The following is a 15,407-nucleotide window of genomic DNA, read 5'->3' on the forward strand; positions in this document are numbered from 1 at the left end:
CTCGTCATGAACCAGTTAACTAGTACGCAAGTTCACACAAAGAAGGTATCTGCAAATGACTCATCATTTTTCTCTGCATGGCTGGTGGCGTACCTCCTGATCCCGGGCGGTGTATTCACGTATGCGCAAGCAATCAGATACCAGGCCCGCTCATTGCGGGCTTTTTTTTGAACACAAAACAGAGATGCAGACCATGCAAACAGACAAACCGGCACTCGAACTCCTTACCTGCGACGGCCTTTATCGCGAAAACCCGACCGCCGTCTTCCACCAGCTTTGCGGCGCGCGACCTGCGACGCTGCTGCTGGAATCCGCAGATATCGACAGCAAGGACGATCTCAAAAGCCTGCTGCTGGTCGACAGCGCACTGCGCATTACCGCTAACGGTGACACTGTCACGATTGAAGCCCTGAGCGCCAATGGCGCGTCGCTGCTATCACTGCTGGATAACACCCTGCCGGAGACGATCGCGGTCGAAACCCGCCCACAGGGCCGCACGCTGCGCTTTCCGCTGGTGAGCGCGCTGCTGGATGAAGACGCGCGCCTCTGTTCACTGTCGGTGTTTGACGCCTTTCGCCTGTTGCAGGGGCTCGTCACCCTGCCGGACGCCGAGCGCGAGGCGATGTTCTTCGGCGGGCTGTTCGCGTACGACCTGGTCGCCGGTTTTGAAGATTTACCGCCGCTGACGCATGCTAACAGCTGCCCGGATTACTGCTTTTACCTTGCCGAAACCCTGTTGATTATCGATCACCAGACGCGCACCACGCGCATTCAGGCGAGCCTGTTTACGCCGGACGCCGCAGAAAAAGCGCGCCTGAAGCAGCGTCTTGCGCAAATCCAGCTGCAATTGCAGGAGCCGCCTGCGCCGCTGCCGGTGGAAACGGTGTCGCAGATGCGCTGCGAATGCAGCCAGAGCGATGACGAATACGGCGCGGTGGTGCGCGAGATGCAAAAAGCGATTCGCGCCGGGGAGATTTTCCAGGTGGTGCCGTCGCGCCGCTTTAGTCTGCCCTGCCCGTCGCCGCTCGCGGCCTACGACACATTGAAGCGAAGCAACCCGAGCCCGTATATGTTTTTTATGCAGGACAGCGAGTTCGCGCTGTTCGGCGCCTCGCCGGAAAGCTCACTGAAATATGACGGCGTCTCGCGCCAGATTGAGATTTACCCCATCGCTGGCACGCGCCCGCGTGGCCGTCGCGCCGACGGCTCGCTGGATCGTGACCTCGACAGCCGCATCGAACTTGAGATGCGCACCGACCATAAAGAACTCTCCGAACACCTGATGCTGGTAGATCTGGCGCGCAACGATCTGGCGCGGATCTGTACGCCGGGCAGCCGTTACGTGGCGGATTTAACCAAAGTGGACCGCTATTCATTCGTGATGCACCTGGTGTCCCGCGTGGTGGGCGAGCTGCGTCGCGATCTCGATGTGCTGCACGCCTATCGCGCCTGTATGAATATGGGCACGCTGAGCGGCGCGCCGAAAGTGCGCGCGATGCAACTTATTGCCGCGGCGGAAGGCCAGCGCCGCGGGAGCTACGGCGGCGCGGTGGGTTACTTCACCGGCCACGGCGATCTCGATACCTGCATCGTTATCCGCTCCGCCTGGGTGGAAAATGGCATCGCCACGGTGCAGGCGGGCGCGGGCGTCGTGCTCGACTCTGTTCCGCAATCCGAAGCTGACGAAACCCGCAACAAAGCCCGCGCGGTACTGCGCGCCATCGCCGCTGCCCATCACGCACAGGAGACTTTCTGATGGCCGACATTCTGCTGCTCGATAACATCGACTCTTTTACTTACAACCTGGCGGACCAGTTGCGCGCGAACGGTCATAACGTGGTTATCTATCGCAACCATATTCCGGCGCAGACGCTGATTGAACGTCTCGCGACTATGCACAACCCGGTACTGATGCTCTCGCCTGGCCCCGGCGCGCCGTCCGAGGCAGGCTGCATGCCGGAGCTGTTGACCCGTCTGCGCGGTAAGCTACCGATTATCGGCATCTGCCTCGGCCATCAGGCAATCGTTGAGGCCTACGGCGGTTACGTCGGCCAGGCAGGCGAGATCCTGCATGGCAAGGCCTCGAGCATTGAGCATGACGGCCAGGCGATGTTCAGCGGCCTGATGAACCCGCTACCGGTGGCGCGCTACCACTCGCTGGTGGGCAGCGATATCCCGGCGGGGCTGACGGTGAACGCGCATTTCAACGGGATGGTGATGGCGGTGCGTCACGACGCCGATCGCGTCTGCGGCTTTCAGTTTCACCCCGAATCGATCCTTACCACCCAGGGCGCCCGCCTGCTGGAACAGACGCTCGCCTGGGCGCTGACCCGCGCTGAACAACAAAACAGCGTGCAGCCGATCCTGGAAAAACTCTACCAGGCCGAAGTACTGAGCCGCGAAGAGAGCCACCAGCTGTTCAGCTCTGTGGTTCGCGGCGAGCTGAAACCCGAACAGCTGGCCGCCGCGCTGGTGAGTATGAAAGTGCGCGGCGAGCATCCGGTGGAAATCGCCGGCGCCGCCAGCGCGCTGCTGGAGAACGCCGCGCCGTTCCCGCGGCCGGATTATGCCTTTGCCGATATCGTCGGCACCGGCGGCGATGGCAGCAACAGCATTAATATTTCCACCGCCAGCGCGTTTGTCGCGGCGGCGGTGGGGCTGAAAGTCGCCAAACATGGCAACCGCAGCGTTTCCAGCCGTTCCGGCTCGTCCGATCTCCTTGCCGCGTTCGGGATTAATCTGGAGATGAAAGCCGAGGCCTCGCGCCAGGCGCTGGACGAACTGGGCGTCTGCTTCCTGTTCGCGCCGAAATACCACACCGGCTTTCGTCACGCCATGCCGGTGCGTCAGCAGCTGAAAACGCGCACGCTATTTAACGTGCTCGGGCCGCTGATTAATCCCGCGCATCCGCCGCTGGCGCTGATTGGCGTCTACAGCCCGGAACTGGTGCTGCCCATCGCTGAAACCCTGCGCGTGCTGGGCTATCAGCGCGCGGCAGTGGTGCACAGCGGCGGGATGGACGAGGTGTCGCTGCACGCGCCGACGCAGGTTGCGGAGCTGCGCGACGGCGAGATCCACACCTATCAGCTCACCGCCGTCGATTTCGGCCTTACGCCTTATGAACAGGCCGAACTCGCGGGCGGCACACCGGAAGAAAACCGTGACATTCTAAGCCGCCTGTTACAAGGTAAAGGCGAGCGCGCGCACGAGGCCGCCGTGGCCGCCAACGTCGCCATGCTGATGCGTTTGCACGGCGAGGAAGATTTACAGGTCAACGCGCGCAAAGTGCTGGAGGTGCTGCGAAGCGGCGCCGCTTATGACCGTGTTACCGCACTGGCAGCAAGAGGATAAGAGATGGAAACCGTTTTAGCGAAAATCGTCGCGGATAAAGCGCTCTGGGTGGAGGCCCGTAAGGCACAGCAGCCGCTGGCGAGCTTTCAGAATGAGATAGTGCCGAGCGCGCGCCGCTTTTATGACGCGCTGCAGGGTGCCCGTACCGCGTTTATCCTGGAGTGCAAAAAAGCCTCACCGTCCAAAGGCGTGATCCGCGAAGACTTCGACCCGGCGCGCATCGCGGCCGTCTATAAGCATCACGCGTCAGTGATTTCCGTACTGACCGACGAGAAATATTTCCAGGGCAGCGTTGAGTTTCTGCCCATCGTCAGCGCTATCGCCCACCAGCCGGTGCTGTGCAAAGATTTTATTATCGACCCGTACCAGATTTATCTGGCGCGCTTTTACCAGGCCGATGCCTGCCTGCTGATGCTCTCGGTGCTGGACGACGACCAGTATCGCCAGCTCGCAGCGGTGGCCCACAGCCTGAGCATGGGCGTACTGACCGAAGTCAGTAATGAAGAGGAACTGGAGCGCGCCATTCGCCTTGAGGCGAAAGTAGTCGGCATCAACAACCGCGACCTGCGCGATCTCTCCATCGATCTTAACCGCACCCGCGAACTGGCGCCGCGTTTAGGCCACGGCGTAACGGTGATTAGCGAATCCGGCATCCATACTTACGGCCAGGTGCGCGAGCTGAGCCGTTTCGCCAACGGGTTTCTGATTGGGTCGGCGCTGATGGAGCATGACGATTTAGAAACCGCCGTGCGTCAGGTGCTGCTTGGCGAAAACAAAGTCTGCGGGCTGACCCGCCCGCAGGACGCGCAGAGCGCCTGGGAGGCGGGCGCGGTCCTCGGCGGGCTGATTTTTGTGCCGTCGTCCCCGCGCGCCGTAACCGATGAACAGGCCCGCGCGGTGATTGACGCCGCCCCGCTGCGCTATGTCGGCGTGTTCCGCGACGCGCCGCTGGATGACATCGCCGCGAAGGCGCAGCAGTTGGCGCTCAGCGCCGTTCAACTGCACGGCGATGAAGATCAGACCTATATCAGCGCGCTGCGCGCGAGCCTCCCGGCAACGACCGCTATCTGGAAAGCGCAGAGCGTCAGCCACGCGCTCCCGGCGCGTAATCTGCAGTATGTCGACCGTTACGTGCTGGATAACGGCCAGGGCGGCAGCGGCGTCCAGTTCGACTGGTCGCTGCTCGAAGGACAGTCGCTTAATGACGTCATGCTGGCGGGCGGGCTTGGTGCGGATAACTGCGTACAGGCCGCACAGCTCGGCTGCGCAGGACTCGATTTTAACTCCGGGGTGGAGAGCGCGCCGGGCATTAAAGACAGCGACAAACTGGCGGCGATATTCAGAACCCTGCGGGCTTACTAAGGAAGAAGATGATGAGCACACTGTTAAACCCTTATTTTGGCGAATTCGGCGGCATGTATGTGCCGCAGATCCTGATGCCCGCGCTGCGCCAGCTGGAAGAGGCGTTCGTCAGCGCCCAGAGCGACGCGGAATTTCAGGCGCAATTTACCGACTTGCTGAAAAACTACGCTGGTCGCCCGACGGCGCTGACCAAATGTCAGAACCTCACCGAAGGCACCCGCACCACGCTGTACCTCAAGCGTGAAGATCTGCTGCACGGCGGCGCGCATAAAACCAACCAGGTGCTGGGCCAGGCGCTGCTGGCCAAACGCATGGGCAAAACTGAAATCATCGCCGAGACCGGCGCAGGCCAGCATGGCGTAGCTTCGGCGCTCGCAAGCGCCCTGCTCGGCCTGAAATGCCGCATCTATATGGGCGCGAAAGATGTCGAGCGCCAGTCGCCGAACGTGTTTCGCATGAAGCTGATGGGCGCGGAAGTGATCCCGGTCTACAGCGGCTCCGCGACGCTGAAAGACGCCTGCAACGAGGCGCTGCGCGACTGGTCCGGCAGCTATGACCGCGCTCACTATATGCTCGGCACGGCCGCAGGCCCGCACCCGTTCCCGACCATCGTGCGTGAATTCCAGCGCATGATTGGCGAAGAGACGCGCGAACAGATCATGGAAAAAGAAGGTCGTCTGCCGGATGCCGTGATCGCCTGCGTCGGTGGCGGCTCCAATGCCATCGGCATGTTCGCCGACTTTATTAACGAGCCCCGCGTCGGCCTGATTGGCGTTGAGCCTGCCGGGCACGGTATCGAAACCGGCGAGCACGGCGCGCCGCTCAAACACGGGCGTGTTGGGATCTACTTCGGCATGAAAGCGCCAATGATGCAAACCGACGACGGCCAGATTGAAGAGTCGTACTCGATTTCCGCCGGTCTCGATTTCCCGTCCGTCGGGCCGCAGCATGCGTACCTGAACAGCACCGGTCGCGCGGAATATGTGTCTATTACCGATGACGAGGCGCTGGAGGCGTTCAAGACGCTGTGCCGTCAGGAAGGGATTATTCCGGCGCTGGAGTCGTCACACGCCCTCGCCCATGCGCTGAAAATGATGCGCGCTGACCCGGAAAAAGAGCAGTTGCTGGTCGTCAATCTCTCCGGGCGCGGCGATAAAGATATCTTCACCGTTCACGATATTTTCAAAGCACGAGGGGAAATGTAATGGAGCGTTATCAGCAGCTGTTTGACCGCCTGACAGCCCGTAAGGAAGGCGCATTTGTTCCCTTTGTAACGCTGGGCGACCCGTCGCCTGAATGGTCGCTGCAGATCATTGACGCGCTGGTGGAAGGCGGCGCCGACGCGCTGGAGCTCGGCATTCCGTTCTCCGATCCCCTGGCGGACGGCCCGACTATCCAGAGCGCGACGCTGCGCGCCTTCGCCTCTGGCACCACGCCCGATCAGTGCTTCGAAATGCTGGGCGCTATTCGCCAGAAATACCCGGATCTGCCCATCGGGCTTTTGATGTACGCTAACCTGGTTTTCAGCCGCGGCGTGGACGAGTTCTACGCCCGCTGCGCGGCGGTGGGCGTCGATTCGGTGCTGGTGGCCGACGTGCCTGTCGAGGAGTCCGCACCGTTCCGCCAGGCCGCGATGCGCCACAACGTCGCGCCGATTTTCATCTGCCCGCCTAATGCCGATGACGATCTGCTGCGCCAGATTGCCTCGTATGGCCGCGGCTACACTTATTTACTCTCGCGCGCCGGGGTAACGGGGGCGGAAAACCGCGCCGCGCTGCCGCTAAACCATCTGATTGACAAACTGACCGAATACCATGCCGCGCCGCCCCTGCAGGGTTTTGGTATCTCCGAACCTGCGCAGGTAAAAGCCGCCATCGAGGCCGGCGCCGCAGGCGCGATTTCCGGCTCGGCGATCGTCAGGATCATTGAGAACAACCTTAACGATCGCGCCGCGATGCTGGCCGCGCTGACGACGTTTGTGCGTGAACTGAAAGCGGGCACATTGCCTGCATAACGATTTTTTCTTTGAAAAAAGCGCGAGCGATCGCGCTTTTTATTTTCCCTGAATATCAGGGACATCCCGCCTTTCATTCACATTTTTTTATGCGCGTCCAGCGATACCGTCGGATTTTGAGCAAAATCTTAAGGCAGACGTCGCATTCCTGACCAAAACTTATTCTCATGACAACGAAGCCCGGCAGCAAACGCAGCATGTTTGCCCGCCCGCCGCAAAGGAGACGGCAGGTTTCGGTGACCAGAGCGTTGTTGGAGCCACCCATGACGGCACAGACGCCGCCCCGGCAGGATGACCGGCGGAAAGCGTGGCAACTGACTTCAGACCATAAACCGCGTGAAAACGTAACGCGCAATCGCAGCCGGAACCGTCTGGCTGGATTACGGGAAAGGGTGGAGGTGAAGATGATTAACCAGCATATGATGAATAAAGCTCGCCGTGCAGCACGTGAAGCGTTAACCAAACGAAACGCCCGCAAATGGGATGAAGCCAACCGCATTATGCGCCAGGCGGCCTCCAGCGCCTTTCACTGAGAGGTCGCAGACGCCGACAATGCAGAAAACGGCGACCCGCGACAGGCCAGTTAACCGATTCACCCTCAAGTCATAAAAAAACCAACCCGCTGAGGTTGGTTTTTTTATGGGCGAAGTCGCGCAACAAAGACCGCGCGCTGCCTCAGAAGCGGTAACCCGCCGAGAACATAAACACCCACGGGTCGATGCGGGTATCGATACTCTGCTGCTGGCCGTTCGCTTTGAATTTGACGGTGGTGTCGATATCCATGTACCAGACGGACATGTTAATCATCCAGTCTTTGTTCACCATGTAATCGAGACCGACCTGACCGGCCGCGCCCCAGGAGTCGTCAACGCTCAGATCGCTCAGGCCGCTCTTTTTGCCGGTATCGTTAAAATCTTCGTCAAAGAATGTGGTGTAGTTGATACCTGCGCCAATATACGGACGCACCTTGCTTTGCGAATCGCCGAAATACCACTGCGCCATTAAAGTTGGCGGCAGTTGATGAACGGTCGCCAGATCGCCAGTCGCCCCAAGACCCACTTTGTGGCGGAACGGCGTCGCCGCCAGCAGTTCAACGCCAATGTTCTCCGTCGCCATGTAGGTAAACGTCAAACCAAGCTGGGTGTTATTACTGACATTAAAGCCGCCCATACCCAGCACGTTGTCTGAGCCCTCGGACGGGCGCACTGTCGCCGTACCGGCGCGCATAAAGAAATCCCCTGCTTCATGCGCAGAAGCCATACCCGAAAAACAACCCGCTACCGCCATCGCCACGATAAGTTTTTTCATTCCCGTTTCCCTTCTGAGGTTTTATTTGCCGGGTGAATATACTCACTACGAGTTAGGAAGTGATCCAACACAGATCACATTCGGGCCGCTAATTTAACATTCATTGATCTGAATTAATTTCCGCGCACCTTGCTGATTCGATGAATTTGATTTCAGGTCAATTTTTGCCTTTCAGCACAGCAAAAATATTCCCCTTTTCCCCCTTGAAAGTCGTCACGGCGGGGAATAATTTAATCTCTTCACAATATTGAAACGATGCGTTGTTTAGTTGCAGGTGAATGATGAGCGATCTCAACCCGTGCATGACGTGCGGTGCCTGTTGTGCTTATTTTCGTGTCTCTTTCTACTGGGCCGAGGCGGATGACGCCGGCGGCCCTGTCCCGGCTCATCTCACCGAGCCGCTTACCCCTTTTCTGCGCTGCATGAGCGGCACCAATCAGAAGCAGAGCCGCTGCGTGGCGCTGCAAGGCACGCCTGGCGAGGCGGTGCGCTGTACGGTGTATGAAAACCGGCCCTCGCCGTGTCGCGAATTCGCCATGTCCGGCGAAGGCGGCGTAGTGAATGAGGCGTGCAATCGCGCCCGCGCGCGCTATGGCCTGCCGCCGCTTCCTGACAATTCCTTACCTGTAGCGCCCCTTTACAGCGCTGCCACTGCGCCATCATCCAGGGTACAATTGCCGGCGGAATAATTCTGCCAACCCAAGGAGAGTGCATGTCTATCACGGCAAAATCCGTTTACCGTGACACGGGTAATTTTTTTCGCAATCAGCTGGTAACCATCCTGCTGATTGCGCTGCTTTGCGCCTTTATCTCAATGATCCTCGGCCACGCCTTTACGCCGGATGCCGGGCAACTGGCGATACTGAACGAAGGCGATGCGCTGCGCGGCAGCGCGAGCCTGTTCGAGCTGGTGCAGAACATGACGCCGGAACAGCAGCAGGTGTTGCTGAAAGCCTCGGCGGCCTCGACGTTTTCCGGCATGTTCGGCAATACGTTACTGGTGGGCGGCGTGCTGCTGCTTATCCAGGCGGTCTCCGCCGGGCAGAACGTCAGCGCGCTGCGCGCGATTGGCGCCGCCGCGCCGCTGCTGCCGCGCCTGTTTATCCTTATCTTCCTGACCACATTTCTGGTGCAGATGGGTATTTTGCTGGTCGTCGTGCCAGGCGTTGTCCTTGCGATTTTACTGTCGCTGGCGCCGGTGATGATGGCGCAGGACAAAGCCGGTATTTTCGGCGCGATGCGCAACAGTATGCGTCTCGCGTGGCAGAATATGCGGCTGGTGGCGCCTGCCGTGCTGCTATGGTTGCTGGCCCGCACCGCCCTGCTGCTGTTCGCCCCCGCCTTTGCCGCGCTGACGCCGCAAATCGGCGCGGTCGTCGCGGGCATCCTCAGCAACCTGCTGACGGCACTACTCCTCATTTATTTATTCCGGTTATATATGCTTATCCGGGAATAACCCTTTGCCCGCGTGCGGTCGTCGTGAGCGGGCCTCTTGATGGAACCGATGTATGAAGCAGTTACTCGATTTTTTGCCGCTGATTGTCTTTTTTGCTTTCTATAAATTGCATGACATTTTCTGGGCGACCGGCGCGCTGATCGTCGCCACCGCGCTGACGGTCATCTACAGCTGGTATAAATACCGCAAGGTCGAAAAAATGACCCTGGTGACCTTTGTGCTGGTCGCGGTCTTCGGCGGGCTGACTATCTATTTCCACAACGCGGAATTTATTAAGTGGAAAGTGACCATTATTTACGCCCTGTTCGCAGGCGCGCTGCTGATTGGCCAGTGGGTGATGAAAAAGCCGCTGATCCAGAGCATGCTGGGCAAAGAGATAACCCTGCCCGCGCAGGCGTGGACGCGTCTTAATCTCGCCTGGGCGGTGTTTTTTATCTTCTGCGGCCTGCTGAATATTTATGTCGCGTTCTGGCTGCCGGAAGCGGTCTGGATGAATTTCAAAGTGTTCGGCATCCCCGGCCTGACGCTGGTCTTTACCCTGTTGAGCGGCGTTTACATCTACCGCCATATGCCGCAGGAAGAAAAATAAGTTCCTGTCATTCTGTTAAAAACGAACGCCCCGCGGTTAGCGCCCGGGGCGTTTTTTTATGCGTGAACCTCTCACTATCCCCCAGATTTTACAAGCCATTACAGCCACATGCGCAATCATGAGGCAATTGTGGAGAAATTGTGGAGAATCCACTTTTTATATTGTAATGATAATTATTATCATTATCATGCGGGTGGATGATTACATTTCTACACAAAATGGAATAATTGATAATGTTTGAAAAAAAGCATGACATTCGCACGCCTCTGGCGCTGGCCATAGCCTCCCTGCTCGGAGGCAGCGCTTATGCCGCGCAGGCGACGGAGATGGACGATGGCGATGTAATGGTCGTTCAGGCCACGGCGGAACAGGCACTCAGGCAGCAGCCCGGCGTCTCCATCATCACGGCGGATGACATTGAGAAAGACCCGCCGGTCAACGATCTTTCAGACATTATTCGCAAAATGCCCGGCGTGAACCTGACCGGCAATAGCGCCAGCGGCAGCCGCGGCAACAATCGCCAGATCGATATTCGCGGCATGGGCCCGGAAAACACCTTAATCCTGGTGGATGGCGTCCCGGTGAGCTCCCGCAATGCCGTGCGTTACAGCTGGCGCGGCGAGCGCGACACGCGCGGCGACACCAACTGGGTGCCTGCCGAGATGGTCGAGCGCATCGAAGTGCTGCGCGGCCCTGCGGCGGCGCGTTACGGCAGCGGTGCGGCAGGCGGCGTAGTGAATATCATCACCAAACGCCCGACCAACGACTGGCACGGCTCGCTGTCGCTGTTTACCAACCAGCCGGAAAACGACAAAGAAGGCGCCACCCGACGCGCTAACTTCAGCCTGAGCGGCCCGCTGGCCGGCGACGCGCTGACCATGCGCCTCTACGGTAACCTCAACAAAACCGACGCTGACGATGACGACATCAACACCGCGCAGAATGGCTCTTACGCCGCCGGGCGCGAAGGGGTGCGCAATAAAGATATCAACAGCGTAATATCCTGGAAACTCACGCCAGAACAGATCCTGGATGTCGAATATGGCTACAGCCGTCAGGGCAACATCTACGCGGGCGACACGCAAAACAGCAACAGCAACGCCAGCCCCAACGGGCTTGTCCCCTCGCTCTACGGCCACGAAACCAACCGGATGTATCGCCAGAGCTACGGTATTACCCATAATGGCATCTGGGACTGGGGACAGTCGAAGACCGGCTTCTATTACGAAAAAACCAATAATACGCGTCTTCAGGAAGGAACGACGGGCCGCGTCGAAGGCATGATCACCGACGAGAAATACAGCACCAGCCGACTCGAAAACTACCGCGCCAGCAGCGAAATTAACGCGCCGCTGACGCTGCTGGTGGACCAGACCATGACGCTTGGCGTCGAGTGGGATCGCGAAGCGCTCAACGATCCGGCATCCATGCAGGCGACCAACGTCGATAACACCACCATTGGCGACGTGTCCGGCGAGGCATCCTCGCGCAGCAGTAAAAACAGCGCCACGACCGCCGCTGTGTATGTCGAAGACAATATCGACGTGCTGCCTGGCACCGTCGTGATCCCCGGTCTTCGTTACGACCACCACAACCAGTTCGGCGGCAACTGGAGTCCGAGCCTGAACCTCTCACAGGAGCTCGGCGACAACGTCAAGCTGAAAGCCGGTATCGCGCGCGCCTTTAAAGCGCCGAACCTTTATCAGTCGAGTAAAGGCTACCTGCTCTCCACGCGCGGCAACGGCTGCCCGATTGGCGTGAGCGGCAGTTGCTATCTGCTGGGCAATGAAGACCTGAAGCCGGAAATCAGTATCAACAAAGAGATTGGCCTGGAGTATACCCACGAGGGATTTGATGCGGGCGTTACCTGGTTCCGTAACGACTACCAGAACAAAATCGTCTCTGGCGACAAGGTGATTGGCTACGCCTCTAACGGCAACAATATTCTGCGCTGGGAAAACGGCGGTAAAGCGGTGGTGGAAGGCCTCGAAGGCAACCTGACCCTTCCGGTAGTGAAAGACACCCTGAACTGGCGCACCAATGCCACGTATATGATCAAATCGGAAACCAAAAAGAACGGCAATCCGCTGTCGGTTATCCCGAAATATACCGTTAATACGATGCTCGACTGGCAGGTGAACGACAAGCTCTCCACCAACCTGAACTGGACATTCTATGGCCGCCAGAAGCCGCGCCAGGCCGCCGAAATTCGCCTTGAGGATGGCGGCAATCTTTCGCATAAGGAAGTGGGGGCCTACTCTGTGGTCGGCGTGGGCATGAACTATGCGCTGACCAAAAATCTGCGTCTGAATGGCGGCGTCAGCAACCTGTTCGACAAAACGCTGTATCGCGAAAATGAAGGCGCATCGACGTACAACGAACCGGGCCGGGCATACTACGCCGGCGTCACGATGTCCTTCTGATCCCTGACGGGGAGGCGCGCCTCCCCTTTTTCTCTTCTGAAATAACGTCTGTTCTCGCCTGCTTTTCCTGCCTTCACCCTGTCGCTGCCAGTGTTATGATACGGTCGCTCCGCGCCCTTCGGCCCTGCCTGCGCGCGGACCGGCAACCGGATAACGACAACAGAGAAGCCCCATGACGACAGAGCAAACCACCCCACAAGGTGAACTGGTTTTACGTACCCTGGCCATGCCCGCTGATACCAATGCCAACGGCGATATTTTTGGCGGCTGGCTGATGGCGCAGATGGATATTGGCGGCGCAATTCTTGCCAAAGAAATTGCGCACGGGCGCGTGGTGACGGTGCGCGTGGACGGCATGACATTCCTGCGCCCGGTGGCGGTCGGCGATGTGGTGTGCTGTTACGCCCGCTGCGTGAAGCGCGGCAACACCTCCGTGACCATTAATATTGAAGTCTGGGTGAAGAAAGTCTCCTCCGAGCCGCTGGGCCAGCGCTATCGCGCCACCGAGGCGCTGTTTATTTATGTCGCAGTGGATGACGACGGTAAACCGCGCCCCCTGCCACCCGTGGCGTAAGGCGATAAAAAAAGCCAGAGACGATGCTCTGGCTTTTCTGACTGGCGGGACGTTATTGCATGGTGGCTCCGCCATTAATGCGGAACACAATATTCACTATCAGTCCTGTGCCGGGTTTTCCGGCCTCGTAGCGCCATTTGCGCATCGCCTGTTTTACCTCACGCTCGAACATATTGGCGGGTTTCGCGGAGAGGATCTGCACGTTTTCGACGCTGCCGTCCGCCGCGACGTCAAATTTCACCCGCACCTGCCCTTCCATGCGTAGCGCATAGGCGCGTGCCGGATACTGCGGCTGGTTGCGGCTTAACGCGCGCGGGCCTGCCGGGGCGATATTCGCCGGTGCCGCTGGTGCCGGGCGCGATGCAGCGGTCGTGGTACGCGTCGGGGTGTTATTTTCAAACGGTGACGCCGGACGCGGCTCGGCCGGTTTTACTTCCCGCTTCGGCTGCTCCTCGACCTTTTTCACCGGCTTAGGTTTGGGTTTCGGCTTCGGTTTCGGCTTAGGTTTTTCGATGACGACTGGCGCCTCCTTTGGCGGCTCCGGTACGATTTCTGGCTCCGGCTCAGGTTCGGCGACAGGCTCGGGCGGCGGCGCGACCACCGGCTTCGGCGGCTCAAGCGCTTCGGGCGCGACCATCGTTACCGAAATCGGCTGCGAAGGCGCCGGCATTTCAACAACCTGATTTACCGAAGTATAAAGCACGGCCGCCGCCACAATGGCACCGTGGATCGCGACGGAAAGCAGCGTCGGCCACGGAAAACGGCGAGGCATATCGAGGGTCATTGAAGTCATAGTCGTTTCACTGAATAAATGAGAGCTCAATTTTAAATGCAAATAGCAATCATATTCAACAACTCAGCCCGCTTCCCCCGCATTTGTTCGCCAGACTGGCGAATTTTCCCGCACAGATGTTAAGGATTTAACAGCGCATTTATCTTTACGTTGCAGACTCTGCGGCTTTCACCTACCGTTATTCACCTTGCCGTTTCATAAAAGGAGTGTGGCGTGCTTTATGTAATCTATGCGGAAGATGTGGCTGATTCTCTGGAAAAGCGCCAGTCGGTGCGCCCTGCGCATCTGGCTCGCTTGCAGCTGTTGCATGATGAGGGGCGTCTGCTGACCGCAGGGCCAATGCCTGCGGTAGACAGCAACGATCCGGGTGCGGCGGGTTTTACCGGCTCAACGGTGATTGCGCAGTTCGCGTCGCTCGAAGCGGCTCAGGCATGGGCTGAAGCCGATCCGTATATCGCGGCGGGCGTCTACAAAACCGTGTCCGTGAAGCCTTACAAAAAAGTATTCTGACCGCAGCCAGCAGGCTGCGCGAACCCTGAGGGCATTAACTGACGTTATGCCCTTTTTTTGCGCTTGTTTTGCCTGGCAGGTGTTATTTGCCGCCGGCGACCAGGCGCAACATAGTGGCAGGCGCGTTATTTCTGGCGGCATGACACTTGTGCGACGTCACAAACTGACGGGCCGCTTCGCAGGCGGAGACACTCTCAGGCAAGCGCTGGCTGGCAGTGACGGCTTCTTTCGCAAAACCGAAAATGCCGCTGGTTAACGTTCTGTCTTCGAAAGTTCTGGGACGTGCGCCGCAGGCTCCTTTGCGTAACAAAAATTTGTGGATTTCTGTCAGAAATTCCTCTTGCTTGGTCATAAACGCTCCATCAGTTACGGATGAAATTTGCAGTTGCAGGAAAAGTCGCTGTCGATGACATTAATCTAACCTGGCCTGACCAGAAACAATCGCCGGAAATAACATTAAAAATGCTTCATTTTACATTGCAGCAATTATCACCGGCGGGAATACAGCATATATTACAAATTGTGAATTTACGTTAAGTTTCAAAATCAATAGCAAGCCTTTGATTTTAAGGTAATTTTATTAAAGCATTCAGCATATTCTCATTTTGGAAATATTAAAAATAGAAACGTTTCCAGTGGCGACTTTTTAAACCAGAATATTCCTAATTTTATTTAAATCCATTAGCGCGACGCGAGAAGTCACCAGACGGAATTTATCTCAAATTGCGCCCGATTAAAGGTGCAAACACAAGACATGATTCGCGCAATTAGCGCGGCGGGAAATGGCGAAAGCGGAAGTGAGTCGGGAAGATAGTCGGGGGGCACCGCAGGCGGTGCCCTTGCACTACGTTTAGCGATCGTGGATGGCAAACAGCAACGAATTGCGCTGACGATTCACAAGACATTTTCTGATAGCGTGAATTCGCATATTGCGTCGGGATTGTGCTTCCAGCCAGCGAGCTTTACGTCGTTGAGACTGTCGCTGCATGCGCCAGCGCCCAACTTCGGTTCTACTACGCCTCATTTC

16 protein-coding genes and 1 other annotated feature are annotated in these 15,407 nt (G+C 58.1%); of the genes, 12 read left to right on the plus strand and 4 right to left on the minus strand.

What is annotated here, in order from left to right; all coding sequences use genetic code 11:
• Window positions 1-76: 76 nt before the first annotated feature.
• Window positions 77-169: a sequence feature (Trp leader region), on the plus strand.
• A gap of 24 nt (window positions 170-193) precedes the next feature.
• From AFK67_RS10925 to AFK67_RS23520, 6 genes are all read left to right on the plus strand, one after another.
• Window positions 194-1,756 carry an anthranilate synthase component 1 gene (locus tag AFK67_RS10925; RefSeq protein ID WP_038883538.1) on the plus strand — a complete coding sequence of 521 codons (1,563 nt, stop codon included), beginning with the start codon at window positions 194-196 and terminating at the stop codon, window positions 1,754-1,756.
• Window positions 1,756-3,351, plus strand: coding sequence for a bifunctional anthranilate synthase glutamate amidotransferase component TrpG/anthranilate phosphoribosyltransferase TrpD (gene trpD / locus AFK67_RS10930; RefSeq protein ID WP_007723919.1), 1,596 nt, complete (start codon window positions 1,756-1,758; stop codon window positions 3,349-3,351). The genes AFK67_RS10925 and trpD overlap by 1 nt, the downstream gene beginning before the upstream one ends.
• A gap of 3 nt (window positions 3,352-3,354) precedes the next feature.
• The gene (trpCF, locus tag AFK67_RS10935; protein ID WP_007723921.1) at window positions 3,355-4,713 is read left to right on the plus strand and encodes a bifunctional indole-3-glycerol-phosphate synthase TrpC/phosphoribosylanthranilate isomerase TrpF; all 1,359 of its coding nucleotides are present in this window, start codon (window positions 3,355-3,357) and stop codon (window positions 4,711-4,713) included.
• A gap of 11 nt (window positions 4,714-4,724) precedes the next feature.
• Window positions 4,725-5,918 carry a tryptophan synthase subunit beta gene (gene trpB / locus AFK67_RS10940; protein WP_032967323.1) on the plus strand — a complete coding sequence of 398 codons (1,194 nt, stop codon included), beginning with the start codon at window positions 4,725-4,727 and terminating at the stop codon, window positions 5,916-5,918.
• Entirely contained in the window at window positions 5,918-6,727 is an 810-nt protein-coding gene (gene trpA, locus AFK67_RS10945) for a tryptophan synthase subunit alpha (protein ID WP_038883486.1), read from the plus strand. The genes trpB and trpA overlap by 1 nt, the downstream gene beginning before the upstream one ends.
• Before the next feature lie 404 nt (window positions 6,728-7,131).
• A complete protein-coding gene (locus AFK67_RS23520) occupies window positions 7,132-7,260 on the plus strand; it encodes a hypothetical protein (protein ID WP_265094091.1) in 129 nt (42 codons plus the stop codon).
• Window positions 7,261-7,402: 142 nt separating this feature from the next.
• Here the strand turns inward: AFK67_RS23520 and ompW are convergent, their stop codons facing one another.
• Entirely contained in the window at window positions 7,403-8,035 is a 633-nt protein-coding gene (ompW, locus tag AFK67_RS10955) for an outer membrane protein OmpW (protein WP_007719956.1), read from the minus strand.
• Between the two features lie 281 nt (window positions 8,036-8,316).
• On the opposite strand from ompW, the gene AFK67_RS10960 reads away from it, so the two are divergent.
• The 5 genes from AFK67_RS10960 (at window position 8,317) to yciA (ending at window position 13,077) form a co-directional block, all read left to right on the plus strand.
• Window positions 8,317-8,724, plus strand: coding sequence for a YkgJ family cysteine cluster protein (locus AFK67_RS10960; RefSeq protein WP_007719954.1), 408 nt, complete (start codon window positions 8,317-8,319; stop codon window positions 8,722-8,724).
• Between the two features lie 23 nt (window positions 8,725-8,747).
• Window positions 8,748-9,491, plus strand: a complete 744-nt coding sequence (locus AFK67_RS10965; protein ID WP_007719953.1) for a YciC family protein — start codon at window positions 8,748-8,750, stop codon at window positions 9,489-9,491.
• Between the two features lie 52 nt (window positions 9,492-9,543).
• Window positions 9,544-10,080 (plus strand): septation protein A, encoded by a 537-nt coding sequence (locus tag AFK67_RS10970; RefSeq protein WP_007719952.1) that lies wholly within the window; start codon window positions 9,544-9,546, stop codon window positions 10,078-10,080.
• 233 nt (window positions 10,081-10,313) lie between these two features.
• Window positions 10,314-12,503: a TonB-dependent siderophore receptor gene (locus AFK67_RS10975; protein ID WP_007719951.1), complete on the plus strand. Its 2,190-nt coding sequence runs from the start codon at window positions 10,314-10,316 to the stop codon at window positions 12,501-12,503.
• A gap of 172 nt (window positions 12,504-12,675) precedes the next feature.
• Window positions 12,676-13,077 carry an acyl-CoA thioester hydrolase YciA gene (gene yciA / locus AFK67_RS10980; protein WP_007698407.1) on the plus strand — a complete coding sequence of 134 codons (402 nt, stop codon included), beginning with the start codon at window positions 12,676-12,678 and terminating at the stop codon, window positions 13,075-13,077.
• 52 nt (window positions 13,078-13,129) lie between these two features.
• Here the strand turns inward: yciA and tonB are convergent, their stop codons facing one another.
• A complete protein-coding gene (gene tonB / locus AFK67_RS10985; RefSeq protein ID WP_197336853.1) occupies window positions 13,130-13,870 on the minus strand; it encodes a TonB system transport protein TonB in 741 nt (246 codons plus the stop codon).
• A 213-nt stretch (window positions 13,871-14,083) separates the two neighbouring features.
• Between tonB and AFK67_RS10990 the strand changes: the two genes are divergently transcribed.
• Window positions 14,084-14,380: a YciI family protein gene (locus tag AFK67_RS10990; RefSeq protein WP_007719949.1), complete on the plus strand. Its 297-nt coding sequence runs from the start codon at window positions 14,084-14,086 to the stop codon at window positions 14,378-14,380.
• Window positions 14,381-14,462: 82 nt separating this feature from the next.
• On the opposite strand, the gene AFK67_RS10995 is transcribed toward AFK67_RS10990, so the two are convergent.
• Together AFK67_RS10995 and AFK67_RS21835 are read right to left on the minus strand one after the other, a co-directional pair.
• Window positions 14,463-14,732 (minus strand): hypothetical protein, encoded by a 270-nt coding sequence (locus AFK67_RS10995; protein WP_007719948.1) that lies wholly within the window; start codon window positions 14,730-14,732, stop codon window positions 14,463-14,465.
• A gap of 498 nt (window positions 14,733-15,230) precedes the next feature.
• Entirely contained in the window at window positions 15,231-15,404 is a 174-nt protein-coding gene (locus tag AFK67_RS21835) for a YciY family protein (RefSeq protein WP_100207185.1), read from the minus strand.
• Between the last annotated feature and the right edge of the window lie 3 nt (window positions 15,405-15,407).

This window comes from Cronobacter dublinensis subsp. dublinensis LMG 23823 (genome assembly GCF_001277235.1).
In the GTDB taxonomy this organism is placed as follows: domain Bacteria; phylum Pseudomonadota; class Gammaproteobacteria; order Enterobacterales; family Enterobacteriaceae; genus Cronobacter; species Cronobacter dublinensis.

Excerpts from the sequence above, each read along its gene's own strand:
- AFK67_RS10925 (WP_038883538.1), top strand. The coding sequence starts at position 194 with ATGCAAACAGACAAACCGGCACTCGAACTCCTTACCTGCGACGGCCTT.
- trpD (WP_007723919.1), top strand. The coding sequence starts at position 1,756 with ATGGCCGACATTCTGCTGCTCGATAACATCGACTCTTTTACTTACAAC.
- trpCF (WP_007723921.1), top strand. The coding sequence starts at position 3,355 with ATGGAAACCGTTTTAGCGAAAATCGTCGCGGATAAAGCGCTCTGGGTG.
- trpB (WP_032967323.1), top strand. The coding sequence starts at position 4,725 with ATGAGCACACTGTTAAACCCTTATTTTGGCGAATTCGGCGGCATGTAT.
- trpA (WP_038883486.1), top strand. The coding sequence starts at position 5,918 with ATGGAGCGTTATCAGCAGCTGTTTGACCGCCTGACAGCCCGTAAGGAA.
- AFK67_RS23520 (WP_265094091.1), top strand. The coding sequence starts at position 7,132 with ATGATTAACCAGCATATGATGAATAAAGCTCGCCGTGCAGCACGTGAA.
- ompW (WP_007719956.1), bottom strand. The coding sequence starts at position 8,035 with ATGAAAAAACTTATCGTGGCGATGGCGGTAGCGGGTTGTTTTTCGGGT.
- AFK67_RS10960 (WP_007719954.1), top strand. The coding sequence starts at position 8,317 with ATGAGCGATCTCAACCCGTGCATGACGTGCGGTGCCTGTTGTGCTTAT.
- AFK67_RS10965 (WP_007719953.1), top strand. The coding sequence starts at position 8,748 with ATGTCTATCACGGCAAAATCCGTTTACCGTGACACGGGTAATTTTTTT.
- AFK67_RS10970 (WP_007719952.1), top strand. The coding sequence starts at position 9,544 with ATGAAGCAGTTACTCGATTTTTTGCCGCTGATTGTCTTTTTTGCTTTC.
- AFK67_RS10975 (WP_007719951.1), top strand. The coding sequence starts at position 10,314 with ATGTTTGAAAAAAAGCATGACATTCGCACGCCTCTGGCGCTGGCCATA.
- yciA (WP_007698407.1), top strand. The coding sequence starts at position 12,676 with ATGACGACAGAGCAAACCACCCCACAAGGTGAACTGGTTTTACGTACC.
- tonB (WP_197336853.1), bottom strand. The coding sequence starts at position 13,870 with ATGACTTCAATGACCCTCGATATGCCTCGCCGTTTTCCGTGGCCGACG.
- AFK67_RS10995 (WP_007719948.1), bottom strand. The coding sequence starts at position 14,732 with ATGACCAAGCAAGAGGAATTTCTGACAGAAATCCACAAATTTTTGTTA.
- AFK67_RS21835 (WP_100207185.1), bottom strand. The coding sequence starts at position 15,404 with ATGAGGCGTAGTAGAACCGAAGTTGGGCGCTGGCGCATGCAGCGACAG.